A 26,524-nucleotide genomic window follows, 5' to 3' on the forward strand; every position below is an offset into this window, starting at 1 on the left:
CACAGGGACTCCCCGGTCATGCACATCCGGCTCGCCGACAGCCGGGCCGGCCACCGCGCCGCGGCGCACATGTAACATCCGCGCATGCGCCTGAAACCCCTACGCCTGCCCGACTCCGGCCCGCTGCTTGCCGCCGGCTACCTGTTGCTGTGGCTGCTGCTGTGGCTGACGGTGCAGCCGTACTGGATGCTGCCGTACGGCCTGCGTTTCGGCGCCCTGCTGCTGACCCCGGTCCGTTACTGGGGCTGGCTGCTGGGTGGCGAACTGGTCGCCACCGCCGGCATCGGCCTGGCCCATGGCCTGCCGCAGGGCTGGCTCGGCTTTGCCATCGACGAGCTGCCCGAGCCGCTGGTGATGGCCGCCGGCTTGTGGCTGCTGCGGCGATTCAACCTGCACGCCAGCCTGCACAGTCCGCAGGAAGTGACCCGCCTGCTGCTTTCCGTGGTGCTGGTGGTGACCGCCACCACCGCCGTCGACGCCGCCCTGCTGGCACTGGTCAGCACGCCGGGCTCGCCGGAATTGATCATCGGCGTACTCGGCGAGGAACTGCTCAGCCACTACCTGGGCATCCTGCTGATCGTGCCGCTGATGATCATGCTGCTGCGTACCCGGATCGAGCAGCGCGCCCTGGTCAGCCTGTTCATGGATGGGCTGCTGGTGATGCTGCCTTCCATGACGATCCTGCTGGTGCTGTCCGAGCAAGCCGCTCCCCAGCCGCAATTCGCCCGCGTGCTGTCGCTGGCGCCGGTGCTGTTCTTCGCATTCCGCCATGGCTGGCGCGGCGCCAGCCTGGCCATGCTGATCACCAGCCTCGGCATGACCCTGGCCGACCAGCACCTGGGCCACGCCCCCTCGAACGCCGCGGCCTATCTGTTCCTGGCCGTGGCCGGGACCGGTGCGCTGATGCTGGGTTCGGCCACCGATGCATTGCGCCGGAGCAGCGAGCGAGTCGCCGAGCAGAACGTCTACCTGGGCGCGGTCAATCGCCGCCTGGATCAGTTGGCCCATCAATTGCGCGATGCCGCCCGCGGCAACCTGCAGGCGGACGAGAACCAGCGCCGGCACCTGGCCGCCGAACTGCACGACGAACTGGGCCAGAACATCACCGCGATCCAGACCCACGTGAAACTGGCCCAGGCACGCCTGCTGCAGGCCGGCATGGAGGACATCAGTACCTCGATCAACACCATCCTGGCCCATATGCGGCGTGCCCTGCACCGCCTGTTGGACGACCTGCGCCCTGCCGTGCTGGACGAATTCGGATTGCTGCGCGCACTCGACGAGGGTCCGATCCGCGACCTGTTGAACGCCGCCGGGATGGCCTACTGTACCGAACTGCACGGCGATCCGCGCCTGCTGGACGACGACACGCGCACCGCGATCTACCGGCTGGTGCAGGAGAGCGCGACCAACGCCGTCAAGCATGCCAAGGCCAGCGAGTTCCGTCTGCGTCTGCGCATCGGCGAACGCCAGGGCATCGCAGTGGCCCTGCTCGATCTGCGCGATGACGGCACCGGCCTGCCCAGTCGACTGCCCCGGGGCGGTCGCGGCCTGCAGGGCATGCGCGACCGGGTCACTTCGCTGGGTGGGCAGTTCCGCCTGCGTCCCACGCCGGCCGGTGTCCACCTGCGGATTTTGCTGCGGGGCAACAACCATTTCTCCGAAAACAGCCGGTGAAACTAGGAATTTTTCCGATACCGGAAACGTGAAGCCCTCGTTAGCATCCTTCCATCGATGTGGGGGAGCCACCATCGCGAGATGGTGGATCAGGGTCGCCGTGGGGACGGAGGCTCTGAAACAACGGCAGGATGCCGTTTCGCCGCTACCTGGCGAGAGTCAAAAGGCGATGGCGAGCCATTCGCGTCGCCGACCGGCAGGTAGCGGAGCCGCCGCGGGTGGACAGGAGTCCTCCCCGCGGCTTTTTTATGTCCGTCTGCCTGCGCCCTTACGCCCGGGCCGATGCTCCGCGGTCGGCACGCCCCTCAGCTTTTGTGCGCGCGCTGCTTCGGCCGCACGTACAGCACCAGGCTGTGATCCTCGATCACGTAACCGTGCTTCGCGGCTATCTCGTGCTGCAGTCGTTCGATCTCTTCGCTGATGAACTCGATCACTTTTCCGCTGTCCACATCGATCATGTGGTCGTGGTGCTTGCCGCGGTCGAGCTCGTAGACAGCCTGGCCACCTTCGAAATTGTGCTTGACGATGATGCCCGCTGCCTCGAACTGGGTCAGCACGCGATACACCGTGGCCAGGCCGATGTCTTCCTGGTGGGCCAGCAGTTTCTTGTAGACATCCTCGGCGGTGAGGTGCTGTGTGCCCTCCTCGTCGAAGATTTGCAGGATGCGCATGCGCGGATGAGTCACCTTGAGGCCAACCCTGCGCAGCTCTTTGGTTTCCTGTTCCATGACTCACCCCGCACACGGCGTTTCCGAGCCGGTAGTGTATCATCCGACACCTTCACGATCCGGACGCAACACGCATGCAAAAGCTGATCACCCTGCTGGTTTTCGCCATGCTGGCGCTCTCCGTCGCCGGCTGCCATATCGTCTACAAGCCCGACGTGCAGCAAGGCAACCTGCTCGACAAGAAAACCGTGGATCAGCTCAAGCCCGGCATGACCAAGCACCAGGTTCTGGTGCTGATGGGCACGCCTTCGGTGAATACGCCGTTCGACCAGAGCCGCTGGGATTACGTATCGACCTTGGCGCACCGCGGCGGCGCGATGAAAGTGCGTACCTTCACCCTGACCTTCAACAACGACACCCTGGTGCGCACCGAGGGCGATTTCTTTGCACAGGATGCCCAGCAGTTGATCAAGGACAGCAAGAAATACAACGCCGGCTACCCGGTCAACGAGACCCAGGGCGACAAGAGCACGTCACCGGACGACAAGAAGAACGACGGCGGCTTCGGCCAGGGCGGCAATCCGGGCGGCAACGACGGTCATTGAGCTGAGCCTGGCGGGCCGATCCTCAACGAGCGCGTCGACGGCGCGCCTCCATCGGATCAAGTACCAGTGGCCGGCAGATCTCGATCCGGTCTCCTTCGCGCAGCAGCCGCTCTGGTGTCACCCTTCGCGCAAACATGCCGAGGCGAGCTGGATCAATCGCGTCGCCCGGAAGCAAGGCGGCGATTCCCGAAGCAGCAATCGCCTGCATCACGGTGCTGCCATCGGCCAGTTCGACGCGACGCCGGATCGGTTGCCCCGCTCCGGCGTAAACCACCTCGACGCGAATGGTAGGCTCAGCCATAGACCCGCTCCGCCTCGCGGCAGAAGTCGTCCACCATGCGACCGGCCAATCCCTGGAAGCCCAGTTTCAAGGCGCCTCCACCGAGCCGGCCGGCGTAATCGAAATCCAGCGCGAACGCGACCTTGCAGCCGGCGTTGCCCAGCGCGATGAAATCCCACGTGCCTTCCAGGCTGCGAAACGGGCCGTCGACCAGATCCATGCGCAGGCGCCGCGGTGGGTCGATCGTGTTGCGCGTGGTGAAACTCTGGTGAAACCCGGCAAACGTGAGATCCAGCCGCGCCACCAGGGCATCGCCGTTGCGCCCGAGGATCTCGGCCCCGGCACACCAGGAGAAGCGCTTTGGGTATGCTTCAACCTCATTGACCAGGTTGAACATCTGCGCTGGTGAATATTTCACCAGTGCACTGCGACGAATTTCGATCACGGCGATCCTCGATGGTTCTTGCATTCGTCCTTGAATGCGGGAATCAGGAAGCGGCTATCCATGGCTGCACCTTTCAACGAGTCCGTTCCCCACGGGACAGGGCCGACCACAGGGCGACGCGCCCGAGTTTAACGGACATGGCGAAAACGAAGGAAAAGGACAACAAGGGCGGCGGCACCATCGCGCTCAACAAGCGCGCACGCTTCGAATACCACATCGACCAGCGCTTCGAGGCCGGCGTCGCCTTGCAGGGCTGGGAGCTGAAGGCGCTGCGCGCGGGCCGGATCAACTTCGGCGACAGCTACGCGGTCGTGTTGAAGAACGAGCTTTTCCTGGTCGGTGCCTCGATTCCGCCGTTGATCAGCGCGTCCACCCACGTGGTCGCCGAGGACCGACGCACCCGCAAGCTGCTGCTGCACCGCAAGGAGATCGATCAGCTGGTCGGCGCGGTCGAGCGCAAGGGCTATACCCTGGTGCCCACCGCGATGTACTGGAAAGGCAACAAGGTGAAGGTCGAGATCGGGCTTGCCCGCGGCAAGCAGGAGCACGACAAGCGCGACACTGAGAAGCAGCGCGACTGGCAGATCGAAAAACAGCGAACCATGCGCTCGCACAATCGTGCCGCCTGACGCCACCACCTTCGAACCATAAAAAACCCCCGATCGCTCGGGGGTTTCGTGTTGGTGGAGGTGGCGGGAGTCGAACCCGCGTCCGAAGGCGTTCAACGCCTGGATCTACATGCTTAGCTCACCGTTCGATCTCGTTCCGCGACAAGCACGATGGGCGAGGCGCACCGCGGAACCAGCCTGATTGATCTAGCCTAGAACCGCCAGGCGGCAGCGTTCGGCGATCTCATGATAATGACCCTACACCGACGAGCATGAGCACAAGTGGGTTCGGGGCTTACGCCTTAAGCGGCGAGAGCGTAGTTGTCGTCGTTGGCAACTATGAGTTTGCTGCTGGATTAACGAGGAAAGCTGCCCCCTCGGCATGCACCAAGTCATCTCACTACCCCCGTCGAAGCCAGGACACCCCCGGGGAAAACGATCCGACTGCGACAGTATATGGGGGCATGCATCGCAACACCAATACCGCGCGATGAAGCCGGCCATATCGGATATGTGCTGCGCAAACATTGACCAACGTCAAGTCGAGTGTTGTTAGGGTGTTAACGCAACGTCTATACTTGGTGACTGGCGTACTTCCGTATCCGTCGCACTCGTGGGAATGATCTCGATGACTCGATTGCCATTGCTTGGCCTGACCGTGGCCGCAGCCCTCTTTGCCACCAGCCTTCACGCCGAGGGCGACAAGGCCGCCGGGCGTGCACTGGTCTATACCTGCGCCGGTTGTCACGGCGTGCCCGGCTACACCAATGCCTATCCGCAGTACCCGGTGCCGAAAATTGCCGGACAGAACGAGCAATACATCATCAATGCGCTGCAGGGCTACCAGAGCGGGGGCCGCAAGCATCCGACCATGGATGCGCAGGCGCAAAGCCTGTCGGCCACCGACATCCAGAACATCGCCGCCTATCTTTCCAGCCTCGCCAAGTAAGTAGCCAAGGACTTCCCGCATGAAACGTGCGATCACCCTGCTTTCATTCGGCGCCATCCTGGCGTTCGCTTCCTCCCAATTGCTGGCCGCCGGCAACGCCGAAAACGGCAAGCAGAAGGCGGCCACCTGCTTCGCCTGTCACGGCACCGACGGTAATGCGGTGGATCCGCAGTACCCGCGCCTCGCCGGCCAGTACAACCTCTATCTGCAACGCGTGCTGCATGAATACAAGGAAGGCCAGCGCGACAACCCGATCATGAAGGGCATGGTGGCCACCCTGTCCGACCAGGACATCGAAGACGTTTCGGCGTACTTCTCCAGCCTGCCGAGCAAGCTCGACACCCTCAAAGGCCACATCAGCGGCAACAGGTAAATCCGCCGCGGCGTCGTACGAAGAACAAAGGGTCCGCATCTGGCGGGCCCTTTGTTTTGGCGGCCGCGCCGCCACTCAGGCGAGTGCCGACTTGCCCCCGGCTTTGCCGTAGTACGGCTTTTCGCCGGAGGCATGGTCGGTGGCGTCGCGCACCGAGGTCACTTCCGGCACCCGCTCGCGCAGAGTCTTTTCCACGCCCTGCTTCAATGTCACGTCGACCATGCCGCAGCCATGACAGCCGCCGCCGAACTGCAGCAGCACGGCACCGCTGGCATCGATCTCCAGCAGGCTGACCCGGCCGCCGTGCGAAGCCAGTTTCGGATTGATCTCCGCTTCCAGCACATAGCGCACGCGTTCGATCAGGCCCGCTTCCACGCCGGGTACGTCGCCCTTGATCTTCGGCGCGCGGATGTTGAGCTGACCACCGGTGGCGTTCGGCTCGAAGTCGATGCTGGCCTGGTCCAGCCAGCTGGCGCTGTCGCCGTCGATATGGAAGTCGAAGCCGGCGCATTCGATCGTCCACTCCCCACCGGCCAGGTCCGCGGGCTCGCAGAACTCCAGCTCGCAGTTGGCCGCCGGCGTGCCCGGCGAGGTCACCCGCAGGCGGATGCCCAGCCCGTCGATGCCTTGCTGCGAAAGAAGCCGCAGGAAATGCTGCTGCGCGCGTTCCGAGATTTCGATCATGCCTGCTCCAGGGTCGCCAAATCGATGCCGGCGGGCCACACCGGCGAAACAGCACCATTTTAGTCCGGTTTCGCGTCCGGGTGCGTGCTTTGACATTTGCGCAGGCAACTTCGACGCTTCACCCTTCCAGAATCTCAAACCCGATGGAGACCTCCATGAACGCCAACGACCTGGCCAGCCGGCATTGCCAACCACGCAAGGGCAAGGAACATGCGCTGGACGCCGCGCAGGTGGTCGAACTGCTGCAGCAACTGCCGGACTGGCAGCTGCGTGGGGACGGCATGGCCATCGCCAAGGATTTCCGTTTTAGCGACTTCCACCACACATTGGGCTTCATCAACGCGGTGGGCTTCATGGCCAACCAGGAAGACCACCACCCGGATCTCGAGGCCGGCTACGGCCATTGCCAAGTGTTGTGGTCGACCCACGACGTGGGCGGCCTGTCGCTGAACGATTTCATCTGCGCGGCGCGGGTCGATGCCCTGCTGGCGCGCTGATCAGAAGTCGATGCGTGATTTTTCCTGCATCCACACCAGTCTCTTGCCCTTCACCGCCAGCACGTCGAGAAAATCCTTGAGGTCTTGCGGCAGTGGTGCGGAAAAGCTGTAGGCACGCCCGTCCAGGTCGAAACTCATGTGCGAGGCGTGCAGGAACATCCGGTTCAGGCCCATCTCGCGGTAGCGCTTGTTCATCTCGCGATCGCCGTATTTCGGGTCGCCGGCCAGCGGATGGCCGATGTGTGCCGCGTGCACGCGGATCTGGTGGGTGCGGCCGGTACCCAGCGTGGCCTGCATCAGGCGGGCGCTGGGGTATTGCTCCATTTCGCGGAAAAAGGTCAGCGACGGCTTGCCGTTGTCGGCCACCCGCACCATCCGCTCGCCGCCCTGCAGCACGGATTTCAGCAGCGGCGCGTTCACGTCAAATTTCGCCTTGGACGGGTGGCCGAGCATCAGGCACAGGTACTGCTTGGTCACCTCGCCGGCCCGGATCGCCGCCTGCAGACCGGTCAGTCCCGCCCGGGTACGGGCGAACACCAGCACGCCGCTGGTGTCGCGGTCGAGCCGGTGCACCAGTTCCAGGTGCTCCTGCGGGCGAGTGGCGCGCAGCAGTTCGATCGCACCGTGGCTCACCCCGCTGCCGCCATGGCTGGCCACGCCGGCCGGCTTGTCGATCACCAGGAAGTGCTTGTCCTCGAAAATGATCGCGTCGGCCACCGAGGCCACCAAGCCGCTGGCCGGGGCCCGTTCCTCCGGCCGTTCCGCCACCCGCACCGGGGGGATTCGCAGCGTATCGCCGTCGGCGAGACGCGTGTCCGGCTTGGCTCGCTTGCCGTTCACGCGCACCTGGCCAGTGCGCAAAAGCCGGTAAATCATGCTCTTGGGCACGCCCTTGAGCAGCGTCACGAGTGCGTTGTCGATGCGTTGCCCGTCCCGCTCGGGGCCGATCTCGACTTGACGTACACCGTGAGGTGCATCATGGGAAGTTGCCGTCTGCATTGAAAAAAACCTGCTGAAATAGGATACTCGGCGGGCGCTACATTCTGCCCGCCGAAGTCCGGACTGGGCCGAGTGCCCGCCCGTAACGTCGGCGAGGATTGCTCCAGTTGCCTTCGGGCGGCCGGTCGCGACTCCCTTTCATCGTAACGGTTTGGGCCGTCGTTTGTCCGATGCCATTGCGGTGTCGGGGCGGCAGGCGCAGCTGACCGAATCATCCCGACGCCGGAAACGGTGCCGTTTTTTTTGCCGCTTAACCGCAGCGGCGCGATCCCCGGCAGGCCGCCATTGTGGCGCCACCGTGGCACGCGACGCGCGGCCAAGCCGAGGATTACCACCATGAAACGCATGTTGATCAACGCGACTCAGCGTGAAGAGTTGCGCGTGGCCATTGTCGATGGCCAGAACCTCTACGACCTGGACATCGAAATCCCTTCGCGGGAGCAGAAAAAGTCCAATATTTACAAGGGTCGAATCACTCGGGTTGAGGCTTCACTCGAAGCCTGCTTCGTCGAGTACGGCGCCGAACGTCATGGCTTCCTGCCGCTGAAGGAAATCTCCCGCGAGTATTTCACCCCGGGTCTGGACCCGCACAAGGCGAACATCCGCGAGCTGATCAAGGAAGGCCAGGAAGTCGTCGTGCAGGTGGAAAAGGAGGAGCGCGGCAACAAGGGCGCTGCCCTGACCACGTTCATCAGCCTGGCCGGCCGCTACATGGTGCTGATGCCGAACAACCCGAAGGCCGGCGGCGTCTCGCGCCGGATCGAGGGCGAGGACCGGCAGGCGCTGAAGGAGGCGCTGGATCACGTCACGGTGCCTGACGATGTCGGCCTGATCGTGCGCACCGCCGGCCTCGGCCGCGATGCCGAAGAGCTGCAGTGGGATCTGGACTACCTGCTGACCCTGTGGAAGTCGATCTCCGAAGCGGCCAGCAAGCAGAAGGCGCCGTTCCTGATCTACCAGGAATCGAAGCTGTTCATCCGTGCCCTGCGCGACTACCTGCGCAGCGACATCGGCGAGATCCTGATCGACGACGAACCGCTGTACAACGACGCCCGCGATTTCATGCAGCAGGTGATGCCCAACGCCCTGCGCAAGCTCAAGCTGTATCGCGACGACACCCCGCTGTTCACCCGCTACCAGATCGAGACGCAGATCGAGAGCGCGTTCGACCGCCAGGTACGCCTGCCGTCGGGCGGTTCGATCGTGATCGATCAAACCGAGGCGCTGACCGCGATCGACGTCAATTCGTCCAAGGCCACCAAGGGCAGCGACATCGAGGAAACGGCGTTCAACACCAATTGCGAGGCCGCGGTGGAAATCGCCCGCCAGGCGCGCATCCGCGATGCCGGCGGCCTGCTGGTGATCGACTTCATCGACATGGACAGCCCCAAGCACCAGCGTGAAGTGGAAGATCGCCTGAAGGATGCATTGAAGCTGGATCGCGCGCGCGTACAGATTGGCCGCATCTCGCGCTTCGGCCTGCTCGAGATGTCGCGCCAGCGGCTGCGCCCGAGCCTGGGCGAAGCCACCCAGATCACCTGCCCGCGCTGCGAAGGCCACGGCCACATCCGCGGTGTGGAATCGCTGTCGCTGTCCACCCTGCGCCTGATCGAAGAGCACGCGATGAAGGACAACACCGGCCAGGTGCTGGTGCAGGCGCCCACCAGCGTCGCCAACTTCCTGCTCAACGAGAAGCGCGCCAGCGTGGTCGAGATCGAGCTGCGCCACAAGGCGCACGTGGTGATTGTCGCCGACGAGAAGCTGGAAACCCCGCACATCGAGATCCAGCGCATCCGCGAGGCGGAGATGGGCGAGCACAGCAAGCCCAGCTACGAACGCCTCACCGCGGTCGAGGCCAGCGAACTGCCGAAGATGGGCCAGACCCTGGGCAGCGGCGAGCAGCCTGCCGTAAGCGGCATCGTGCCGGCCAGTCCGGCACCGGTGCGCGAAGAAGTCGCCGCACCGGTCGCTGCGGCGGCTCCGCCGGCCGCACGCCGTCAAGCGGCGGCAGCACCCGCCGCCGCAGCGCCAAGCGGCGGCATCATCTCGCGCCTGTTTGGCTGGTTCCGCAGCGCGGAAGCGGCAGCACCCGCGCCGATACCGAAACGCGTCGACAACGGCGGCGACGGCAGCAGCCGCAGCCGTCGTGACGAGCGTGGCAATCGTCCCGGCGCCAGCTCGGGCGCACCATCCCCGCGCCAGCCGCGGCGCGAGGCCGCCCAGCAAGGCTCGTCGAAGCCCTCTGCCCAGCAGCCGGCCCGCGGCAACCGTCAGCGCGGCAACGAGACCCAGCCGCGCCCGGCGCAGCAATCCCAGGCCCAGGCCGCCAGGGCGGATCGCCAGCCCAAACCGGCCGCAGCAACCGAGAACACCCCTGCGCGTGCAGAGCGCAAGCCGAATCCGCCGCAGTCGCCCAAGGTCGAACGCCAGCCGCGCATCACCGTCGACGAGCGCCCCACCGCGGCACCACCGGATGATGCCGTGAAGGAAGCCGAGCCGTTGCTCGCACCGCTGGCCGCCTCGTCGGTGCCCGAATCTGCCGACAGCCCCCTGGATGCCGAAGGCAGCCAGGCGCGCCGCCGCCGCGGTCGTCGTGGTGGCCGCCGGCGCCGACGTCACGACGAAACCGCCACGAACGGCACGGACATCGACAGCGCCCTGGCGCTTGACGACGAGGATCGCGAGGAAGCCATTGCAGACGCCACTGCAGCGACCCCGGTTTCGCACAGTGCGCCGTCGCCGCGTGAATCGTCGCCCGTGGTCGCCGCAAGCGATGGCGACACCGCACCGGCCATCGTGCCGGCTCGCCCACCGATGCCTGCCCGGCCGATCGAAACGGGCACCACGCCTTCCATTGACGCGGAGATCAGTGCCACGGTGCCTGCCGCCACGGCATTCAACCTGCCAACCCTGCCGCCGATTCCCGACCCGGTGAAATCCGCAGTGGCAACGGCCGCGGCTGACGAACACGATCTTGTCCGGATTACCCCGGCGAGCACGCCTGCGCCAGAACCGCAACCTGCCGCAGTCGCGATGAGCGCCGGGGATAGCCATGCGACGAAGGCGGATCCTCTTCCGATGGCCGTCACCATAGCCGCCACCACACCGACGACGATCAGTCGGCCGGCTTCCGACACGGTGTCATCGACGGTCGTGGCATCGTCGAGCACGCAGCCGGCGCTGGCAGCAGTGACTGCGGCAAGCCCGACGGTCGTGATTCCCGGGTCGGCTACAGCTTCGGCACCGACCGCGCCGTTTGCGCAAGAGGTCGACCCTTCGATGAGCGTGGCGGTACCGGCGGTTGCCACCGACAAGCCTGAATCGGCAACCGATCCCGTGACTTCGCTGCAGCAACCCACGCAAGGCGATTTGCTGGCCCAGCCGAATCACCCGGCAAGGCCGCTGCCGTCGCTCAGCGAGGAAAGCGAACCTGCCTCGCCGCGCTCGCACGACGAGTCCGACGCGCACAAGGGCGACACGAACAGCTGAGTGGTCACGCCACCGTGCAGCACGACGAAAAAAACCGGACCTCACGTCCGGTTTTTTTTTACCGCTTCCGATCACCCGGATGCCTGGCCTGTTGCATCAATTGCCGACGTGGTGATTCGGAGTATCGATCAGTCCATGTACGGTCATCAGATGGGCCAGGCTGAGCACGTGGTCCACGTGCAGTTTCTCCATCAGGCGCTGTTTGTAGGTGGACACGGTCTTGGGACTCAGGTTGAGCTGTTCGCCAATGATGGTCAGCGGTTTGCCGCGCACCAGCATCATCGCCACTTGGCTATTTGTGCCCATCCCCCGACAGTATAAAATAAGCGGTAAAACAGCCTATATAACAACGACCTATCTTTGTCGCAGCTAACGACGCCGGACGTTCGATCGTGCCGGATTCGCACGAGGCACCGCTTCAGCCTCATGGACATCAACCTCAGTGGTACTGACGTTGCGCAGTCGAGCAAACATTTCTTCCAGTACGTCCAACCGTGCCTGGCTGGCGGCGCGCTGGGTCTCCACCTCTCGCCGGTGATCCCGTTCGGTGGTCAATTGAGTTTCGGCCGCTGCGAGCTGGGTTTGCAGATGCGCCTGCCCTTGTTCGGCTTGGGCCAACCGCATCTGCAAGGTCGGATGCTCCTTGGCCAGCGGCAGATTCGCGTCGTAGGCGTGTTGCAGTTTCTGATGCTCGGTGCGGAACTGGCGAAACTCCTTGTCGAGCTGATTGATATGCTCGGTCATCCGGGCATTATCGCGGTTGAGCTGCAGTAGCTCGTGATTCTTGCTCGTGATGGTGTCGTTGGCTTGTCGCAACTCGACCTGCAGTCCCTGCACCTGGTGTTCGTGCCGGCGCTGCTCTTGGTCGCGCTGTTCCTTGACTGCCGTCCGATAGTGCTCCAAGGCATCGCGGGCATGCTGGTGTTTGTCTTCCAGCGACTGAATGTGCGCTTCGTGCTCAGTCAGCCGAGTGGTCATGCCGGCGACCCGCTCCTCCAACTGCTGGACGAGCAACGCGCGATCACGAAGCCCTTGTTGGGCCTGTTCATGGGCAGCCTTTTCGTCTTGCAGGGCGATATCGGTACGCTGCAGCTGCGTGCTGAGCGCAGTCGCTTCTTGGCGGTGCTGTTCCACGGTGGCAGTCAGCGCTTGGCGTTCCGCCGTGAAGCGTTCTTGCGCCGCGGTGATCCGGACCTCGGCCTCCTCGTGCAGTCGTTCGGCCAGCCGGCCGACTAGATCCTGTAAGGCATCGCTGATCGCCACCGTCGCACCGACACGCGGCCCGTCCTCGGCTTCCAGTTCCTTCAGGTAGCGGTGGATGGTGGTCTTGGAGCCGGTATTACCCAAGGCCACCCGTAAGGCGTCGACCGAAGGATGCTTTCCCTGCGCCAACAGACTGTTCCGCGCCTTCTGGACCTCGGTCTTGTACAAGCCACCACGTGCCATATCGGTCTCTCGATGGATTTCATAATGCATTACATACCATGTAATTACATACCGATCAATCACACAAGACGCCACAGAAACCCGCTCTTTCTCAGGCGGGATAATGTTGGATTATCCCGCCTGACCCGGTCAGAAGGTGAATTTGGCCCTGCCGGCAGTACGAAATGGCGTTTCCGAGCGACGCGGCTGGGCGCCTACGACATGGTGGCGGCGATTCGCGCCGTAGTAAGTCCGTTATCGACGTCATCCCGCTGAGCGAACCGTCGTTCACCGAAATGCAGGTTGCGGCGCGACACGATGAGTTGGCCGGCCAATACGGCGCGGCCGCGCACACGCTGGACCAGGCCTTGAAGCTTGCCCCCGACTCATCGGACCTGCTGCAGGATCGGGCAGAGATTGCGTTGCGGCTGAAGAATTTCAGCGACGCCGAAAAGCTGGCCCGTCAGTCGTGGTCGTTGGGTCCGAAACTCGGCACCCCTGTGTACCCGCAACTGGCAGACCATGGTCGAGGTGCGCTTGCAGGCTGGCGACCGAGCCTGTGCGGAGCGCGCGCAGGTGGGTACAGCAATGCCGCAAGGCGAGGATCAATCACTTTTGAGCGAGCCACGAGCCGATCCTCGGTTGCTCCTGCGTGCCCGGCGGATGGGGCGGCGCGGTGTCACGCCATGGCCGGTGACCGCGGTCGCGGATCGGTGGTGCGCTTCGCAAGCGGTATCTAGATCGCTGCTGGTGGCGCGGCTTGCCATGCCCCGCAGGCATGCGCAAGGCACCTCGGGTTCATTTGCCTGACGCCGGCGCCGACGGGGTATCGGCATGTTATGGCGTGGGCTTGTGGCTCGCGCGTGCCCGCCCGTCCTGCCGCGCGCGCGCTGCGTCGTGCGGGATGACCGGTATCTGGCGCGCGCTCTGCCAGCCCCCCCCCAGGGCGAGAAACAGCCTGACCTGCGCCAGCGATACCTGCGCGTCGGCGGCCGCGGCGGCCGCCTCGGTGTTGGCCAGCGTGGTGCTGCCTTGTTTTAGGTGCAAAAAGTAACGCTTCGCGCCATTCGGCAACACATTGATTGTATTAATAAAAAGATCTTGCGAGTTTAGCAAATATCATTTCAATCAAAGAGTTGCTGTTACCCCTTTTTGAGACCCTAATTCGGGCTGATCGGCGGTGGTCCGCGATGATTTTGCTGCAAATAGTGACACTTCGACCTTGCGGTGGGTCGGATTGACTCGGCGGGGCCGGCATCGTCAACGGGAGGAACGCGTGCGAGGCCTGGCCGATTTTGCGGCCTTCTTGGCCGCTCCTGGGCGCTTAACCTTCGTGGCCTGACCTTGGGCCCGAAGGATCGCGGGCAGATCGCCCAACGTGGCCCATTGGCGCTCCAGCGTCTCGACACGCGCCCGGTACGCCGCCACGTCTTGCTGCGCCGTGGTCAAACTGGCGCGGACGGTGGTCAGTTCGTGCCGATGCTTCTCGCGCTCGGCAGCACGTTCCTTCTCCACAGCGGTCAGCCGGGTGCGCCATCCCTTGCTCTCCTGGCGGGCGCGATCCACCTCGGCGTGGCCATGATCTTCCGCGGCGCGCAGTTGCTGGGCCAGCGATTCGCGTTCGGCGGCCGCGGTGGCTTCCTGGGCCTGCAGGCGCGCTGTGACGCTGAGGTACTCCGCTTCCAGTCGCCCGTTACGCGCTTCCAGCGCTTCCCGCTGCTGGGTCAGATCCGCCAGTTGTGCGGCTTGCTGCTCGACGAGCCGTTGAATATCGGCCAAGCGTGCCGCCATGGCCGTTTCGGCCTGCTGCGCCTGCGCGAGCGCTTGCTGGAGTTGCGCGTGCGCCTGTTGAAGGGTCTCTCGTTCACGATCAAGCGCCACGCGATCGTCGGCGAGTTGTTGCCGCTCACGGGCAAGGTCGGCATGCACGGCCTCGCGCGCCTGCTGCCACGCCTGTGCCCACCATTGTTCCGCCAGGGTGGCGATTCCGGCGGGGACGTCGGGGATCGATGCCATCGCCTGCTGTGCGGTCAATCGGGCGCCCAGCGCCTGCCACCACGAATCGAGTAGCCGGGTGACGGTGTTCGGCGAGCCGGTACCGAGGTGGGCGCGGATCCGCTCCACCGTGGGGCGCTCGCCGGCGGCCACGAGGGCGTCGGCGGCGGCGTGAACCTGCGCTTCGGTGATGCCTTTGGCCATGGCGAAGCTTTCCTCTGTGCGGCGTGACCGGGTTTGGTGCTATACAAGCGATAATAGATCGTTATCGCAAGTAGGCCTTTCTAATCGTTACTTATCTTACATACTACATATGAAAAGAAACAGCGATTTGCGACTTCCCACCCTGCCTCCTATCGCTCCGCCGGAGCAATTGGCCACGGAAGCGGCGGCGGCCGTGCGCGACATCCTGGCCGAAGCGGCGTCGGCGAACACCGCGCGCAGTTATGCCAGCGCGCTGCGCTACTGCGCCGCCTGGTATCAGGGCCGCTACGGCCAGCCGTTTGCCCTGCCATTGCCCGAGGCGGTGGTGATCCAGTTCATCGTCGACCACCTGGCCCGTCGGAGCGAATCGGCGCTCACCTGGGAGCTGCCGCCCGCACTGGATGCCGCACTGGTCGAGGCCGGCCTCAAACAACGCCTGGGGCCGCTGAAGTTGAGTACGATCAGCCATCGGATCGCCGTGCTGTCCAAAGCGCACCAGTGGCGTCGCGTGGCCAACCCGTGCGAGCAGCCGGCCGTCCGTCACCTGCTGGCCCGCGCCCGCCGCGCCGCGGTCAAACGCGGCGACCGCCCCACCAAGAAGACCGCGATCACCCAGCCCGAGCTGGCCGCGCTGCTGGCCACCTGCGATGCCTCCCTGACCGGGGTGCGCGATCGCGCGCTGCTGCTGTTCGCGTTCGCCAGCGGCGGGCGCCGACGCAGTGAAGTGGCCGCCGCGGACCTGAGCGATCTGCGCCGGGTCGGCGAGCGCGCGTTCGTGTACCACCTGGGGCACAGTAAGACCCAACAGGCCGGACCGAGCGTCACCGCCACGCCCGACAAGCCCATCCTGGGTCCCGCGGCCGACGCACTGGCCGCTTGGCTGGCGGCGGCTCAGCTCACGGACGGCCCGATCTTCCGTCGGCTGTGGCGGCACCGCATTGGTGGCGGCCTCTCACCCGCCTCGGTCGCAGCCATCGTGCAACGCCGCGCCGCGATGGCTGGGTTGGAGGGGGACTTCGGCGGGCACAGTCTGCGCTCGGGCTTTGTCACCGAAGGCGGCCGCCAAGGCATCGCGCTGCCGGCGTTGATGGCCATGACCGAGCACCGCGCGGTGGGCAGCGTAATCGGGTACTTCCAGGCCGGTGGCGTGACCGACAATCCCGCGGCGCGCCTGCTCGACGATGGCATCCTGCATGCGTCGCACGCATCGTCCCCCTCATCGGTTTCGGGCGACGATGCGTCATGACCGCCGGCGCGTGCTCCACGCGGGCTATCCGCGCACAAACATCACCCCGCCTGGCGCATCCGATGACCCGATTCAAAAGATGGCCATGCGGGTGCGTAAAAATTCCTCATCCGACACGGACAATTCCGCCAGGTTTTTCAGTGCGGGCAAACGACGCACGTCATCCATGGCCATCGGAAAATCCAGACGCGGGTTGATGCGGTGGTAGGCGGTACCCAGCAGGCCCGCCGCCAACAGATTGGTGTACTGCGACTGGCTTTCGTCGATGACGTTGTGGAAGTGCGCACCCCAGGCCAGCAAACCGCCGTTACGCAAGCGTTCTGGGGTATAGGGCATGGCACATTGCTCACCGGTGCCTATCGACAATACGGCCAGTTGTGCCAGGCACGTGGCACCAAGGTCGTGAGGCGGCGCGATACCGCGCCGACTCGGGCGGCTGAACTGGAACGCCTCCACCACACCGAGTAGCGCGGGGTTGTTGGCGTAGAGCCCACCATCGACGAGATCGCTCAGGCGTTCCGTCGCGTGGGCGGCGAAGAAGGTTGGCGCCGCCGAGGTGGCTAATGCCAGATCGGCGAGACGATCTTCGCCACGCCATGGGCCTGGCTTCGCGTAATCGCTGCGGAAGAGATGGGGTCGTGCATTGGTCAGCGAGGCCGCGGTGACGCAGACATCCGTCTGCACCGCGCCTAAGGTGAGGTCGCCGAAGAACGCATGCATCGCCTCGCGTAAGGCGTCGCTGCGGTAACGGGGGCGGAAATTTCTCATCCACCCGAAGCGCCGCATCGTTGAACCGAAGATGCGCGGCACGTGTCTTTCATACAGGGCGGATATCTCGCTCACCGGTCGGCCCAGTGCCAGCGCCAGTGCGATGATCCCGCCCGTCGACGTACCACAGATGAGGTCGAAACGCGCCCCCAGCGGCAGCGCGTTATCAGTCAGCGTATTCAAATACGCTTCGACGCATTCGAGAATCTTGAGTGTCAAATAACCGCGGGCGCCGCCCCCATCCAGGGTGAGCACCGAAAACAACCGGGCGGTACCGGCACGAGGCGATGGGGGTTGCGCTAAATGCATGGCAGAGGGTGTGCTGGCTTGGACTCTTCGATGCATGAGAGGAAACGCGAAGGCTGCCCTTGTCTTGACGAGTTCGTTATGCGCCTCGCGTGGGTTGAGGTGCTGCACTAGGTCACGTCAGGAAAGCTACACGCCGTGCGGACTTTTTGCTTGGCGCGCCTGCTACACCATCGAACTGATGTCCGAGGCATAGCTGGGATAGGCAAAGATGATGCCCTTGAGCTTGTTCGCCGTCAGTCCAGCGCCCATGGCCATGGCGAGCAGATTGATCTGTTCCTCGGCGCCGGGGCCGATCAGATGCGCGCCCAGGATGTTCCCGCTGCCTTTCTCGACCAACACCTTGTAGGCGCTGTGTCGCGCGCCCACGCGCAGGGAGGAATACCACTGCGCGGTTATCTCGAAATGCGCGTCAAAGTCCAGCCCCTGCTCGCGTGCCGCGTCTTCGGACAGCCCGACGGACGCCACGGGCGGAAGCGTGAAGACGACGCTGGGGATCGGCGGGTAGTGGATCGCGCGCTCGTCTTTTCCGGCGAGCAGGTTCTTGCCCGCGATCCGGCCCTCGTTGGCCGAGACCGGGGTGAGATTGGGGCCGCTGTCCGCGCAGTCGCCGGCCGCGAAGATCGCCGGGTTGGTCGTGCGCATGAAGGGACTGACTTGGATGCCCTTACGGCCGTAGGCCACGCCCGCGGCGTCCAGGTTGAGATGCTCGATGTTGGGCACGCGCCCGGTGGCATGCACCACCCTGTCGCAGGCAATGGTCTGGGTGCCTTGCGGCGTTTCATAGGTCACGATGAACCCGGCGCCGTCCTGCTCGATCGTCAACACCCTGGCCTCGGTCCGCAGGTCGATGCCCAGATCGGCGGTCGCTTCGGAAAGCATGCCGACCATGTCGGGGTCGAAATTGCCCAACGGGCGCTTCATCATTTCTAGTACCGTGACGTCCCTTGAGCCGGCGCGTTTGCAGATGTGGGCAAATTCCATCGCGATGAATCCGCCGCCGACGAAGACGACCCTGTCCGGCCGCTCCGGCAATTCGAGGAAGTCGGTGCTGGTGATCAGCAGGTTTTCGCCCGGGATATTCAAGGTCATCGGCCGGGCGCCGGTGGCAAGGTGAAAATGCCGAGCGGTCAGGAGTTCGCCATTCACTTCAATCGTGTTTGGTCCGGTGAAGCGGGCCTGGCCATGCAGGGGAACGACACCGGCCCGCTGCATCCCGGCTTCGATCCGACCTGACATGAGGTCGGTAAAGCTGCGCTTGAAAGCGATCATGTCGGGCCAATCGACAGCGGTTTGCGCCCGAAGCCCCTTGCCTTTCAAGTTGCGCGCCCAGTCGACGCCCTCGGTCACGGCGATCAGCATTTTTTTGGGGTCACACCCGCGTAAGGCGCACGTACCGCCATAAGGCAAGCTATCGACCACGGCGACCTTCCAGCCTGCCGCCGCAGCCATGCGGGCGACGCCCGTACCGCCGGTACCGGCCCCGATCACGATCAGGTCGAAACTCTCATTTGGGTTCATGCCATGCTCCTTTACTTCCGACGGACGTCGAGCAGCGCTTCGAGGTTGACAGCGATCGTGGACGCAAGGCGCTTGGCCTGGATGGCGGCGTGCCCGCGGAATTGCTCGTCCACGGTTGCCACAAATAACGCCAACCACCGCTGAAAGTGGTGGTGGTGCAAGGAATGTCGCGTGTGCAGCGCCATGTGCTGGGCAATCATGTTGCGTCGATAGCCCTCATGGTCACCGAGCAGCATCTTGCGCCAATACGCGCGAATCTTTGGTATATGTTGCTGCAGGTCAACGTCTTTGAAGATCGGTCCAAGCGCGGCATCAACCCTCACCTTGGCGTAAAAGGCGTCCACGAAGTCGGCAATGGCCTCCGGTGAGTTCAGTTCACGCGAATCCATGGCGATCGTTTTCACCTGGCGCTCAAGGGCATGCGGATGCGTCCGATCGGCCCTCGACGAATTCAAGCCGGCCGTGCATCAAACCGCTCATACGCGTCCTCCAAACGCACGTATCGCCCGCCACACGGATAGCCCGAACAAGCTGATCAACCCCAGTGCCGCGATGACCCAGTGCGCACTGAAAAAGGCGCCGGCCGTCGTACCCGCCAAGAGCGCGGCCAGGATCGGGAGGTGACACGGGCACGTCAGCACAGCCAGCCCGGCCCACAGGTAACCCGTGATGGATTTGCGCTCGTGACCGTTCATCGCCGTGCCTCTTCGTGTCGACCAACCTCTGCCCGCAGCGCGCTCAATTGCGCCTCCAACCCCACCAATGCCTGCCGCCGCTCATCGACGATTCCGCCTACCTCTGCCAGGCACATCACCGTCTTATCGGCATTCGATGCATCCAGCGACCGGCACAGTCGCGTCACGACGTCCAGGCCGACCCCTGCCTCGACCGCGGACCGCACGAAACAAAGCCGGTGCAGGGCGTTCGCGTCGAACACGCCATAACCTCCATCGGTGCGCGCGGCCGGATGCAGCAGCCCGCGCACCAGGTAGTCACGCACGATATGCACGCTCACGCCGGCGTCTTTAGCCAGCTGTGACACGGTGTAGGCGTTCATCGAACACCCCGTCTCCTCATCCGGCACAGCAGGAAAGTTGCTTGACGTCCTTGGTGAAGGTCTGTGCCGCCAGTTTCAGGCCCTCGACCATCGTCAGGTACGGGAACAACTGATCGGCAAGCTCCTGCACGGTCATGCGCGCCCGGATCGCCAGTGCGGCCGCCTGGATGATCTCGCCGGCTTCCGGCGTCACCGCCTGCACCCCGATGAGCCGGCCGCTACCCGCTTCGGCCACCAGCTTGATAAAGCCATGGGTGTCGAAATTGACGAGCGCCCGCGGCACGTTATCGAGTGAAAGTGTGCGGCTATCCGTCTCGATACCCTGCAGGTGCGCTTCCGCCTCGCTAAGGCCTACGGTCGCGACTTGGGGCTCCGTGAACACCACCGCCGGCATGGTGGTGAGATCCAAGGTCGCCTCGCCCCCCATCAGGTTGATGGCGGCACGTGTACCGGCGGCGGCCGCCACGTAGACGAACTGCGGCTGGTCGGTGCAATCGCCCGCAGCATAGATGTGCGGCGCACTGGTTCGCATACCGCGATCGACCACGATGGCGTTTTGAGCATTCACCGCAACACCCGCCGCCTCCAGCGCGAGGTCACGCGTGTTGGCGGTCCGGCCCGTGGCCACCAGCAACCGATCGGCACGCACTTCGCCGTGCCCGGTGGTGAGCACGAATTCACCGTTGGCATGGGCAACTTGGCTGGCCTGGGTGTGCTCCAACACCTCGATGCCTTCGGCACGGAACGCCGCCGTGATCGCCTCGCCGATGGCCGGATCTTCGCGAAAGAACAAGCTGCTGCGCGCCAAGATGGTGACGTGACTGCCCAACCGCGCGAAGGCTTGCGCCAATTCCACCGCAACCACTGACGAGCCGATGACGGCGAGCCGCGGCGGAATCGCGTCACTGGCTAATGCCTCGGTGGACGTCCAATACGGGGTGTCCTTCAAGCCGGGGATGGGCGGCACCGCCGCGTGGGCACCCGTGGCGATCAGGCAGCGATCGAAAGACACCTCCGATTCACCACGCCCCGTCGTCGACGTGACGACGAGCGTGTGTGCGTCCTTGAAACGCGCTTCGCCACGCAGCAGCTGGATGTTGGGGTTGGTATCGAGAATCCCCTCGTACTTGGCGTGACGCAGTTCGTCGACACGACCTTGCTGTTGGGCGAGCAGTCGGTCACGCCGAACCACCGGCCCCGTACTGGAGATGCCGTCATCGAACGGACTGCTTCGACGCAGGTGGGCCACGTGCGCGGCGCGGATCATGATCTTCGACGGCACGCAGCCGATATTGACGCAGGTACCACCGACGGTTCCGCGCTCGATGACGGTCACCCGGGCGCCGAGTTCAACGGCCTTCAGCGCTGCCGCCATGGCCCCGCCGCCCGTGCCGATGACAGCAACGTGCAGTCGCTGCTCCGAAGCGGTGGGCGTGCGGTCGACATCGCCACGCGGCTTGAACCAACCACCCAGCGAGCCCAAGGCCTGGTCGAGCATGGAGGACTTGCGCGCGAGTGTGTCGGCTTGCGGTGCCGAGGCGGCGGCGATCCGGTAGTTTTGCGGCAGACCCGCGTTGAGTTGCTCCACCGTCAATGGCTGGGTACTACGGACGTGCGCCACATTTTGCGGGTAGGCGACGTCAGCGGCGACGACGTCAGGCAACGCCCGGAGCGCTTTTTCAACATGTCGGGCGCAATCGGCGCACGTCATGCCGATCACAGAGAGGGTTTGTTCGTTCATGATGTTCCTGGCAAATGAACGCGTGTCGCTTCGGTTCGAAGCAGAGCGGCACACCGTTGAATCAATAGAGGGCCCCATCAACCATCGCAGTGACGGCACCTTCCGTTAGCAGCAATAGGGCACCACGACGATCAACAAAAGCACGATGCCGATGACGATCGCGGCCGTGATGAGGTCGGTTTTCTTGGCACTCAGCCATGCTTTCATGGGTGTCATCTCCGATAGGGTGATCCAACGAACGCCGGTACTCCACGGGGTTTGATCCCACATCTCCACCCGCGGAAGGTGGGGTGAGTGTTCAACAGCAGGCGTCGTCTCGCTTCGCACCGCGGTGCCCCTTTCCCGGCGGCGATACCAGATCCCAGATGGATACCGCGACCATCAAGACCAGCCCGGGATAGAGCAGCCACGCCGCCATGCGCAAGGCCCCGATCAGCACCAAGACCGGTCCGATCACGCCAAGGGCCATGCGTAACCACTGCCGATGACGGAAGCCGGCGATCCCGTTGGCAAGCAAGGCGACCATCGCAAACAGTGGCAGCAAGTAATGGATGAATACGCCCTCGTACTGGCTCAGAAAGCCCAATCCGATCGCGGCGCCCAGGCTGGCGAGTGCAGGAAAGCAAGCAGCGCATCCCATCGCTGTGACGATGGCCCCGATTACGCCCGCTTTGTCGGCGGTGCGTGTGAGTGGAGTGAGAGACATGGGAATGACCTCGGGCGCTTCAATTCTTAACGGTGGAGGGGTAGCCCGCATCCGTCGTGGCGCTGACGAGTGCCCGGGTGCTGGTCTTGGCATCATCGAAGGTCACAACGGCTTCCTTCTTGTCGAACAGGATCTCGGTCTTTTCGACACCGGGAACCTGGGACAGCGCTTTCTTGACGGTGATGGGACATGCGGCACACGTCATACCGGACACCGACAGGGTGGCGGTCTTCGTAGCCGCCCAGGCAGGCGCGGAAATGGCGGTGGCAAGGACGATGAGAGCGGCAAGTTTCTTCATGGGTGGATCCTCCGACGGGTCAGTAAAACAGCGTGGCGAGATAGGGAAAGGTCAGCGCCACGAGCACCAGGGCTGCGACGATCCAGAACAAGACTTTGTAGGTGGTCCTGACCTGCGGCACAGCGCAGACGTCACCAGGCGCGCACGCCGTAGCAGGCCGGTAGATGCGTCGCCAGGCGAAGACCATCGCGATCAGCGCTGCACCGATAAAGTACGGGCGGTACGGCTCAAGCACAGTCAGGTTGCCGATCCAGGCGCCACTGAACCCAAGGGCGACCAAGACCAGGGGACCAAGGCAACAGGTCGACGCCAGTAGTGCGGTGATACCCCCGGCCAGAAGAGCGCCGGAACCTGTTTTCTTGACGACTTGGGTATTTTTCATGGAGGGCTCTGCGTGGATGGGGGCGACTATGGGAGCACTCTATTCGCGTACTTAGGTACAGAGTCAAGCGCAAGAATTTTTAGCGTCAACCCGCTGCAATCAGTTGGTGCTTCAGCAGACTGCGCAGACAAACCGCGAGATCGAATGCTCCGTCGATGGCCCGAGCCGCCGCATACGCGGCCTCCAGATCACGCGTATCGATCAGCGCGGCGATGCAGGCGAAGCTCGCTGCGTCCAGCACGGTCATCGCCACCTCGCCGCCGTCACGCCACAACACGACCTGTTCGCCGCGACCATCCAGCTGCAGCCGCTCGCCTTCGGGGGCGGTGGCGTAACGCCAGATCGTCAGCACCGGATGCGTACTGCCCAGCAGGCGCACGCTGGGATGCAACCGCCAGGACAACGATGTCGTGTCATCGAGCGTGGCCGGAGCCAGTGGCGATGCTTCAGCGGCCAGTGCGGACTGCTGGCGTAGCCACTCCAACTGCGCCACATCAGGCAAATAGGCAAGTGCTGCCGCTTCGGGCATCGTGGCCAGAAACGCGGCGAAGGCGCCGCCGAACGCCTGCAGGTTGCCGCGCGTCGACGGATGATGCAGGCGATAGCGCGTCGCTGCGGCCTCGAAGAAGGCCTCGCCGACCAGCGCTTGCACCGCGGGGTACGTGGCGCGCAGCGTTTCGATCTGCGTACTGGCGATGGCGTTGCCGTACACCTGCAACCGTGCAGCGGGGGCGAGGCCGGCACCGACAACCCACTGCGCGAGGTCACTGCCGCGATCGAGCACGGCGTTGGCGAAACCGCGTTGCAACTCAAGCAATGTGGGTGCGGTGACCATTGAGCAGGGCCTCCGCGCGGCCGGCTTCCGCCAGCAACACCTCAAGTTCGGGGATGTCCTGATCCCACTCAATCAGGGTGGGTACGGGGCCGAACAGATCCAGTGCCCCGGCATAAAGCGCCCAGACTTCGGCATCCACCGGCCGGCTGTGGCTGTCGATCAATAGCGGTACCGCGAGATCGGTCTTGCGAATAAATCCACCCAAGTGGATCTCGCGCACCGCCGCGCGCGGCATCGCACGCAGATAGGCATGCGCGTCGAAGCCGTGATTGACGCTGTTGACGTAGACATTGTTGACGTCGAGCAACAGGCCGCAGCCACTGCGACGTATCAATTCGGCGACGAACTCCCACTCGCTCATCTCGGCGTGTTGGAACGTGAGATAGCTGGAAACGTTCTCGACCAGGAACTCGCGGCCCAGCGCGTCCTGCACCTGCTGCACGCGCGTCACTATCAGGTCCAGCGCCTCCCGGGTGAACGGTAGCGGCAGCAGGTCGTTGAGGTGGATGCCGCCGATCGCGCCCCAGCAAATGTGATCGGAGACCAGCCCCGGTTCGAAGCGTTGCACCAGCGCACACAGCGTCGCCAGATGCTCGTCGTCGAATGTGTCGGCTGATCCCAGCGAGAGGCCGACACCGTGCAGGCTCAGCGGATAGTCGGCGCGCACATGCTCGATCGCCGCATGCAGTGCTCCGCCGTCGGCAAACAAATTCTCACTGTGCACCTCGAACCACGCCACGCGCGGACGTTCGCTCAACACCCGCTGCATGTGTGGCGCACGCAGACCGATCCCGACTCCAGAAGGAGCCGAGATCGGTGGCGCCGCGAGCGTGCTCGCGTCGTGCATCGTGGTGTTGCTCAGCCCTTCTGTGCCGGTTCGAGTTTGCCGCCGTCGATCTTCTCGCACAAGCCCTTGGGCACCGCGACGAAAGAGTTTGGATCGCGGGCCTTGGTGTCCTGGCTGGCGCAGGAGTGGCCTGCTGCTTTGCAGTCGTTCTTCTGCGCAGCGTTGATGCCGTAACACTTCTCCATATGACTCATTGACATCGGTTTGCTCTGCATGCCTGCGGCCGCTGCGACTGTGGTCAGACCCAACGTGAGTCCTCCCGCCAGAACGGATTTCAGAATCGATGCGGTATTCATTCTCAACTCTCCAGTACGTGGCCAGAAACACTCTGGCCTTCTTTGAAAATGACAATCGGTAACCCATGCAGAAACTTTCCCGTGTCGACCAGCAGCCATCCTCATCTTCGAACCGCGTGTCCGGTCAATCTCCGCCCATGGCGCAGAGCCTACTGCCGTACTTCGGTACGACATCAAGCGTGGATTGCCAAGACCGCGGGAGCCTTGACCGACGTCCTACTGCCCATCGTGGCTCGGCCTGAGATGGAAGGTCGGATGTGCGCATGCGATTTCCGTGATGATGTCGCTTAGCAGCTGGCGTGCTTCCTGCTCGCAGCCTCCGCAGCCACCCGAGCAGCCGGTGAGCCACTGCAATGCTTCGAAACTGCGCACCCCGGCCACCACCGCGTGGCGAATGTCCTCCTCGGTCACGCTGTGGCACACGCAAACGTCAGTCATGATCCAACTCGCGTGGCGGAGCCGTCCTGTCGTAGCCTGAGACGCGGCGGATCGCAGATGTCGGTCCTGAAGCACGGAGTCGTACCCACCATCTGACGCGAAGTCGGCACGTCAACCCGCGGCCTCGGGCAGGAGCGCAGCGGGCGTCAACCACGCCTCCAGCTGCGGCAGCGCGTTCGGTCCGAGATGCTGCTGGAATGTGTTTCGCGCCACCCCGAGTAGCCGGGCAAGTCGAGCTTCGATAGGCAAGGCCTCGTCTGCCACAAGAACCTCTAGCAGCGCACACGCGAGATCGCATTGCAGCGCGGCCCCATCGGGCAACGGAACGCGTGCTTGCGACAGCCGCTGGACGAGACGGGCGGCCATGGTGTGCGCCTCCTCCTGACTGAGCTGATCGACCGTCTCGCGCCGGTACCAGTATGAAGGGTTCGGAAATGTGGCAAGCAACGCCGACGCCGTCGTGGCAGCTACCAAAGCAACCTGGCTGTCACCGCCGAGGGCAGCACGCAGGAGGCCGACCTGCTGGTCGACCCGAAGCTCACGCAGCCATTTGATCGCGATCACGTCACCGCGATGGTGCAGCCAAACCTCTGCAATATCAGGATGAACCTCCAGGCGTGCCAAAACGGGTTTGGCAAGGCACCCGCAACCGATCTGCGGCACCGCCTCGCACACGAGCGGCACCGTGTAGAAGTGAATGAACACGAACGTCTCCCAGGGGGTGAGGTGGGTGTACGCTATGTCCGTAGTCATGTACGGAGTCAATGGGTATGGGGAAGCCATCGGAACAACTGACCATCGGTGCGTTTGCCAAAGCCGCGGGGGTCAACCTGGAAACCATCCGGTTTTATCAGCGCAAGGGGCTGCTTCCGGAACCGGACAAACCCTATGGCAGCATCCGCCGCTATGGTGATACCGATGTCGCTCGTGTGAAATTCATCAAGTCAGCGCAGCGTTTGGGCTTCAGCCTCGACGAAGTCGCACAGTTGCTCGCCCTGGAGGACGGCACCCATTGCAGTGAGGCGGCACAATTCGCCGCGCAGCACCTGGCCGACGTGCGGGGACGCCTGAAAGACCTCAAGCGCATGGAAACCGTACTGGCTCGATTGGTCGCGCAATGTCATTCGCATCGCGGCACCATTACCTGCCCCCTCATCGCCTCCCTGCATGGCCGTTGAGACGTCC

33 protein-coding genes and 1 other RNA gene are annotated in these 26,524 nt (G+C 64.0%); 10 read left to right on the plus strand and 24 right to left on the minus strand.

The genetic code is table 11. The annotated features are described in order from the left end of the window. The first annotated feature begins 84 nt into the window (after positions 1-84). On the plus strand, positions 85-1,677 hold the full coding sequence (locus R2APBS1_RS08945; protein WP_007508237.1) for an MASE1 domain-containing sensor histidine kinase: 1,593 nt from the start codon (positions 85-87) through the stop codon (positions 1,675-1,677). Positions 1,678-1,982: 305 nt separating this feature from the next. Here R2APBS1_RS08945 and fur read toward each other — a convergent pair whose 3' ends face one another. Further along, a complete protein-coding gene (gene fur / locus R2APBS1_RS08950; protein WP_007508235.1) occupies positions 1,983-2,405 on the minus strand; it encodes a ferric iron uptake transcriptional regulator in 423 nt (140 codons plus the stop codon). A 74-nt stretch (positions 2,406-2,479) separates the two neighbouring features. Here fur and R2APBS1_RS08955 point away from each other — a divergent pair, with 74 nt between their 5' ends. Further along, positions 2,480-2,950 carry an outer membrane protein assembly factor BamE gene (locus tag R2APBS1_RS08955; protein ID WP_007508233.1) on the plus strand — a complete coding sequence of 157 codons (471 nt, stop codon included), beginning with the start codon at positions 2,480-2,482 and terminating at the stop codon, positions 2,948-2,950. Positions 2,951-2,972: 22 nt separating this feature from the next. Here the strand turns inward: R2APBS1_RS08955 and R2APBS1_RS19620 are convergent, their stop codons facing one another. Continuing rightward, positions 2,973-3,251 (minus strand): RnfH family protein, encoded by a 279-nt coding sequence (locus tag R2APBS1_RS19620; protein WP_015447695.1) that lies wholly within the window; start codon positions 3,249-3,251, stop codon positions 2,973-2,975. After that, positions 3,244-3,675, minus strand: a complete 432-nt coding sequence (locus R2APBS1_RS08960; RefSeq protein ID WP_007508228.1) for a type II toxin-antitoxin system RatA family toxin — start codon at positions 3,673-3,675, stop codon at positions 3,244-3,246. The genes R2APBS1_RS19620 and R2APBS1_RS08960 overlap by 8 nt, the downstream gene beginning before the upstream one ends. A 137-nt stretch (positions 3,676-3,812) precedes the next feature. Here R2APBS1_RS08960 and smpB point away from each other — a divergent pair, with 137 nt between their 5' ends. Further along, positions 3,813-4,304, plus strand: coding sequence for an SsrA-binding protein SmpB (smpB, locus tag R2APBS1_RS08965; protein ID WP_007508226.1), 492 nt, complete (start codon positions 3,813-3,815; stop codon positions 4,302-4,304). A gap of 52 nt (positions 4,305-4,356) precedes the next feature. Here smpB and ssrA read toward each other — a convergent pair. Further along, positions 4,357-4,711: a transfer-messenger RNA gene (gene ssrA / locus R2APBS1_RS19625) on the minus strand. Positions 4,712-4,911: 200 nt separating this feature from the next. On the opposite strand from ssrA, the gene R2APBS1_RS08970 reads away from it, so the two are divergent. Next, complete coding sequence (locus tag R2APBS1_RS08970; RefSeq protein ID WP_015447696.1) at positions 4,912-5,232, plus strand: c-type cytochrome; 321 nt, start codon at positions 4,912-4,914, stop codon at positions 5,230-5,232. 19 nt (positions 5,233-5,251) lie between these two features. Continuing rightward, positions 5,252-5,605, plus strand: coding sequence for a c-type cytochrome (locus R2APBS1_RS08975; RefSeq protein ID WP_007508221.1), 354 nt, complete (start codon positions 5,252-5,254; stop codon positions 5,603-5,605). A 75-nt stretch (positions 5,606-5,680) separates the two neighbouring features. On the opposite strand, the gene R2APBS1_RS08980 is transcribed toward R2APBS1_RS08975, so the two are convergent. After that, complete coding sequence (locus R2APBS1_RS08980) at positions 5,681-6,289, minus strand: NfuA family Fe-S biogenesis protein (RefSeq protein ID WP_007508219.1); 609 nt, start codon at positions 6,287-6,289, stop codon at positions 5,681-5,683. A 155-nt stretch (positions 6,290-6,444) separates the two neighbouring features. Here R2APBS1_RS08980 and R2APBS1_RS08985 point away from each other — a divergent pair, with 155 nt between their 5' ends. Then, complete coding sequence (locus tag R2APBS1_RS08985; protein ID WP_007508217.1) at positions 6,445-6,786, plus strand: 4a-hydroxytetrahydrobiopterin dehydratase; 342 nt, start codon at positions 6,445-6,447, stop codon at positions 6,784-6,786. On the opposite strand, the gene R2APBS1_RS08990 is transcribed toward R2APBS1_RS08985, so the two are convergent. Beyond that, the gene (locus tag R2APBS1_RS08990) at positions 6,787-7,785 is read right to left on the minus strand and encodes an RluA family pseudouridine synthase (protein ID WP_015447697.1); all 999 of its coding nucleotides are present in this window, start codon (positions 7,783-7,785) and stop codon (positions 6,787-6,789) included. Positions 7,786-8,121: 336 nt separating this feature from the next. Between R2APBS1_RS08990 and R2APBS1_RS08995 the strand changes: the two genes are divergently transcribed. Then, complete coding sequence (locus tag R2APBS1_RS08995) at positions 8,122-11,274, plus strand: Rne/Rng family ribonuclease (protein WP_015447698.1); 3,153 nt, start codon at positions 8,122-8,124, stop codon at positions 11,272-11,274. 96 nt (positions 11,275-11,370) lie between these two features. Here the strand turns inward: R2APBS1_RS08995 and R2APBS1_RS09000 are convergent, their stop codons facing one another. Both R2APBS1_RS09000 and R2APBS1_RS19630 read right to left on the minus strand, forming a co-directional pair. Continuing rightward, complete coding sequence (locus R2APBS1_RS09000; RefSeq protein WP_081602808.1) at positions 11,371-11,580, minus strand: LuxR C-terminal-related transcriptional regulator; 210 nt, start codon at positions 11,578-11,580, stop codon at positions 11,371-11,373. Positions 11,581-11,643: 63 nt separating this feature from the next. Then, positions 11,644-12,750 carry a DNA-binding protein gene (locus tag R2APBS1_RS19630; protein ID WP_157769711.1) on the minus strand — a complete coding sequence of 369 codons (1,107 nt, stop codon included), beginning with the start codon at positions 12,748-12,750 and terminating at the stop codon, positions 11,644-11,646. A gap of 134 nt (positions 12,751-12,884) precedes the next feature. On the opposite strand from R2APBS1_RS19630, the gene R2APBS1_RS19635 reads away from it, so the two are divergent. Beyond that, positions 12,885-13,439, plus strand: a complete 555-nt coding sequence (locus R2APBS1_RS19635) for a tetratricopeptide repeat protein (RefSeq protein ID WP_235642054.1) — start codon at positions 12,885-12,887, stop codon at positions 13,437-13,439. A gap of 97 nt (positions 13,440-13,536) precedes the next feature. Here the strand turns inward: R2APBS1_RS19635 and R2APBS1_RS09015 are convergent, their stop codons facing one another. Together R2APBS1_RS09015 and R2APBS1_RS09020 are read right to left on the minus strand one after the other, a co-directional pair. Beyond that, positions 13,537-13,746 carry a hypothetical protein gene (locus R2APBS1_RS09015; protein ID WP_157769712.1) on the minus strand — a complete coding sequence of 70 codons (210 nt, stop codon included), beginning with the start codon at positions 13,744-13,746 and terminating at the stop codon, positions 13,537-13,539. 213 nt (positions 13,747-13,959) lie between these two features. Continuing rightward, positions 13,960-14,898: a DNA-binding protein gene (locus R2APBS1_RS09020; protein ID WP_015447701.1), complete on the minus strand. Its 939-nt coding sequence runs from the start codon at positions 14,896-14,898 to the stop codon at positions 13,960-13,962. Positions 14,899-15,007: 109 nt separating this feature from the next. Here R2APBS1_RS09020 and R2APBS1_RS09025 point away from each other — a divergent pair, with 109 nt between their 5' ends. Beyond that, the gene (locus R2APBS1_RS09025; RefSeq protein WP_015447702.1) at positions 15,008-16,144 is read left to right on the plus strand and encodes a site-specific integrase; all 1,137 of its coding nucleotides are present in this window, start codon (positions 15,008-15,010) and stop codon (positions 16,142-16,144) included. Between the two features lie 72 nt (positions 16,145-16,216). Here R2APBS1_RS09025 and R2APBS1_RS09030 read toward each other — a convergent pair whose 3' ends face one another. The 14 genes from R2APBS1_RS09030 to R2APBS1_RS09095 form a co-directional block, all read right to left on the minus strand. Then, positions 16,217-17,167, minus strand: coding sequence for a CBASS cGAMP-activated phospholipase (locus tag R2APBS1_RS09030; protein ID WP_235645292.1), 951 nt, complete (start codon positions 17,165-17,167; stop codon positions 16,217-16,219). 216 nt (positions 17,168-17,383) lie between these two features. Next, positions 17,384-18,739, minus strand: coding sequence for a dihydrolipoyl dehydrogenase family protein (locus R2APBS1_RS09035; protein ID WP_008214509.1), 1,356 nt, complete (start codon positions 18,737-18,739; stop codon positions 17,384-17,386). 11 nt (positions 18,740-18,750) lie between these two features. Next, complete coding sequence (locus R2APBS1_RS09040; protein ID WP_231381787.1) at positions 18,751-19,143, minus strand: group III truncated hemoglobin; 393 nt, start codon at positions 19,141-19,143, stop codon at positions 18,751-18,753. A gap of 72 nt (positions 19,144-19,215) precedes the next feature. Continuing rightward, a complete protein-coding gene (gene merE, locus R2APBS1_RS09045) occupies positions 19,216-19,434 on the minus strand; it encodes a broad-spectrum mercury transporter MerE (protein ID WP_008214504.1) in 219 nt (72 codons plus the stop codon). Next, complete coding sequence (gene merD / locus R2APBS1_RS09050) at positions 19,431-19,796, minus strand: mercuric resistance transcriptional repressor MerD (RefSeq protein ID WP_008214502.1); 366 nt, start codon at positions 19,794-19,796, stop codon at positions 19,431-19,433. Before merD ends, merE begins: the two co-directional genes overlap by 4 nt. A 16-nt stretch (positions 19,797-19,812) precedes the next feature. Further along, entirely contained in the window at positions 19,813-21,537 is a 1,725-nt protein-coding gene (gene merA, locus R2APBS1_RS09055; RefSeq protein ID WP_015447704.1) for a mercury(II) reductase, read from the minus strand. A 298-nt stretch (positions 21,538-21,835) separates the two neighbouring features. Further along, positions 21,836-22,243, minus strand: a complete 408-nt coding sequence (merC, locus tag R2APBS1_RS09060) for an organomercurial transporter MerC (RefSeq protein ID WP_015447706.1) — start codon at positions 22,241-22,243, stop codon at positions 21,836-21,838. A 19-nt stretch (positions 22,244-22,262) separates the two neighbouring features. Further along, positions 22,263-22,541 (minus strand): mercury resistance system periplasmic binding protein MerP, encoded by a 279-nt coding sequence (gene merP / locus R2APBS1_RS09065; protein WP_015447707.1) that lies wholly within the window; start codon positions 22,539-22,541, stop codon positions 22,263-22,265. A gap of 19 nt (positions 22,542-22,560) precedes the next feature. Continuing rightward, complete coding sequence (merT, locus tag R2APBS1_RS09070) at positions 22,561-22,923, minus strand: mercuric ion transporter MerT (RefSeq protein ID WP_015447708.1); 363 nt, start codon at positions 22,921-22,923, stop codon at positions 22,561-22,563. Between the two features lie 85 nt (positions 22,924-23,008). Further along, positions 23,009-23,758 (minus strand): HvfC/BufC N-terminal domain-containing protein, encoded by a 750-nt coding sequence (locus R2APBS1_RS09075; RefSeq protein ID WP_015447709.1) that lies wholly within the window; start codon positions 23,756-23,758, stop codon positions 23,009-23,011. Next, positions 23,733-24,605 (minus strand): MNIO family bufferin maturase, encoded by an 873-nt coding sequence (bufB, locus tag R2APBS1_RS09080; RefSeq protein ID WP_015447710.1) that lies wholly within the window; start codon positions 24,603-24,605, stop codon positions 23,733-23,735. The genes R2APBS1_RS09075 and bufB overlap by 26 nt, the downstream gene beginning before the upstream one ends. 11 nt (positions 24,606-24,616) lie before the next feature. After that, positions 24,617-24,901, minus strand: a complete 285-nt coding sequence (locus R2APBS1_RS09085) for a BufA1 family periplasmic bufferin-type metallophore (protein WP_015447711.1) — start codon at positions 24,899-24,901, stop codon at positions 24,617-24,619. Positions 24,902-25,117: 216 nt separating this feature from the next. Beyond that, on the minus strand, positions 25,118-25,339 hold the full coding sequence (locus tag R2APBS1_RS09090) for a (2Fe-2S)-binding protein (protein WP_015447712.1): 222 nt from the start codon (positions 25,337-25,339) through the stop codon (positions 25,118-25,120). Positions 25,340-25,450: 111 nt separating this feature from the next. After that, the gene (locus R2APBS1_RS09095) at positions 25,451-26,044 is read right to left on the minus strand and encodes a hypothetical protein (protein ID WP_153021737.1); all 594 of its coding nucleotides are present in this window, start codon (positions 26,042-26,044) and stop codon (positions 25,451-25,453) included. Positions 26,045-26,109: 65 nt separating this feature from the next. Between R2APBS1_RS09095 and merR the strand changes: the two genes are divergently transcribed. Next, entirely contained in the window at positions 26,110-26,517 is a 408-nt protein-coding gene (gene merR, locus R2APBS1_RS09100) for a mercury resistance transcriptional regulator MerR (RefSeq protein ID WP_008209286.1), read from the plus strand. The last annotated feature ends 7 nt before the right edge of the window (positions 26,518-26,524 follow it).

The organism is Rhodanobacter denitrificans, assembly GCF_000230695.2.
GTDB lineage: Bacteria > Pseudomonadota > Gammaproteobacteria > Xanthomonadales > Rhodanobacteraceae > Rhodanobacter > Rhodanobacter denitrificans.

Coding starts and splice junctions, on each gene's coding strand:
- R2APBS1_RS08945 (WP_007508237.1), top strand. CDS start 85: ATGCGCCTGAAACCCCTACGCCTGCCCGACTCCGGCCCGCTGCTTGCC.
- fur (WP_007508235.1), bottom strand. CDS start 2,405: ATGGAACAGGAAACCAAAGAGCTGCGCAGGGTTGGCCTCAAGGTGACT.
- R2APBS1_RS08955 (WP_007508233.1), top strand. CDS start 2,480: ATGCAAAAGCTGATCACCCTGCTGGTTTTCGCCATGCTGGCGCTCTCC.
- R2APBS1_RS19620 (WP_015447695.1), bottom strand. CDS start 3,251: ATGGCTGAGCCTACCATTCGCGTCGAGGTGGTTTACGCCGGAGCGGGG.
- smpB (WP_007508226.1), top strand. CDS start 3,813: ATGGCGAAAACGAAGGAAAAGGACAACAAGGGCGGCGGCACCATCGCG.
- R2APBS1_RS08970 (WP_015447696.1), top strand. CDS start 4,912: ATGACTCGATTGCCATTGCTTGGCCTGACCGTGGCCGCAGCCCTCTTT.
- R2APBS1_RS08975 (WP_007508221.1), top strand. CDS start 5,252: ATGAAACGTGCGATCACCCTGCTTTCATTCGGCGCCATCCTGGCGTTC.
- R2APBS1_RS08980 (WP_007508219.1), bottom strand. CDS start 6,289: ATGATCGAAATCTCGGAACGCGCGCAGCAGCATTTCCTGCGGCTTCTT.
- R2APBS1_RS08985 (WP_007508217.1), top strand. CDS start 6,445: ATGAACGCCAACGACCTGGCCAGCCGGCATTGCCAACCACGCAAGGGC.
- R2APBS1_RS08990 (WP_015447697.1), bottom strand. CDS start 7,785: ATGCAGACGGCAACTTCCCATGATGCACCTCACGGTGTACGTCAAGTC.
- R2APBS1_RS08995 (WP_015447698.1), top strand. CDS start 8,122: ATGAAACGCATGTTGATCAACGCGACTCAGCGTGAAGAGTTGCGCGTG.
- R2APBS1_RS09000 (WP_081602808.1), bottom strand. CDS start 11,580: ATGGGCACAAATAGCCAAGTGGCGATGATGCTGGTGCGCGGCAAACCG.
- R2APBS1_RS19630 (WP_157769711.1), bottom strand. CDS start 12,750: ATGCATTATGAAATCCATCGAGAGACCGATATGGCACGTGGTGGCTTG.
- R2APBS1_RS19635 (WP_235642054.1), top strand. CDS start 12,885: ATGGCGTTTCCGAGCGACGCGGCTGGGCGCCTACGACATGGTGGCGGC.
- R2APBS1_RS09020 (WP_015447701.1), bottom strand. CDS start 14,898: ATGGCCAAAGGCATCACCGAAGCGCAGGTTCACGCCGCCGCCGACGCC.
- R2APBS1_RS09025 (WP_015447702.1), top strand. CDS start 15,008: ATGAAAAGAAACAGCGATTTGCGACTTCCCACCCTGCCTCCTATCGCT.
- R2APBS1_RS09035 (WP_008214509.1), bottom strand. CDS start 18,739: ATGAACCCAAATGAGAGTTTCGACCTGATCGTGATCGGGGCCGGTACC.
- merE (WP_008214504.1), bottom strand. CDS start 19,434: ATGAACGGTCACGAGCGCAAATCCATCACGGGTTACCTGTGGGCCGGG.
- merD (WP_008214502.1), bottom strand. CDS start 19,796: ATGAACGCCTACACCGTGTCACAGCTGGCTAAAGACGCCGGCGTGAGC.
- merA (WP_015447704.1), bottom strand. CDS start 21,537: ATGAACGAACAAACCCTCTCTGTGATCGGCATGACGTGCGCCGATTGC.
- merC (WP_015447706.1), bottom strand. CDS start 22,243: ATGTCTCTCACTCCACTCACACGCACCGCCGACAAAGCGGGCGTAATC.
- merP (WP_015447707.1), bottom strand. CDS start 22,541: ATGAAGAAACTTGCCGCTCTCATCGTCCTTGCCACCGCCATTTCCGCG.
- merT (WP_015447708.1), bottom strand. CDS start 22,923: ATGAAAAATACCCAAGTCGTCAAGAAAACAGGTTCCGGCGCTCTTCTG.
- R2APBS1_RS09075 (WP_015447709.1), bottom strand. CDS start 23,758: ATGGTCACCGCACCCACATTGCTTGAGTTGCAACGCGGTTTCGCCAAC.
- bufB (WP_015447710.1), bottom strand. CDS start 24,605: ATGCACGACGCGAGCACGCTCGCGGCGCCACCGATCTCGGCTCCTTCT.
- R2APBS1_RS09085 (WP_015447711.1), bottom strand. CDS start 24,901: ATGAATACCGCATCGATTCTGAAATCCGTTCTGGCGGGAGGACTCACG.
- R2APBS1_RS09090 (WP_015447712.1), bottom strand. CDS start 25,339: ATGACTGACGTTTGCGTGTGCCACAGCGTGACCGAGGAGGACATTCGC.
- merR (WP_008209286.1), top strand. CDS start 26,110: ATGGGGAAGCCATCGGAACAACTGACCATCGGTGCGTTTGCCAAAGCC.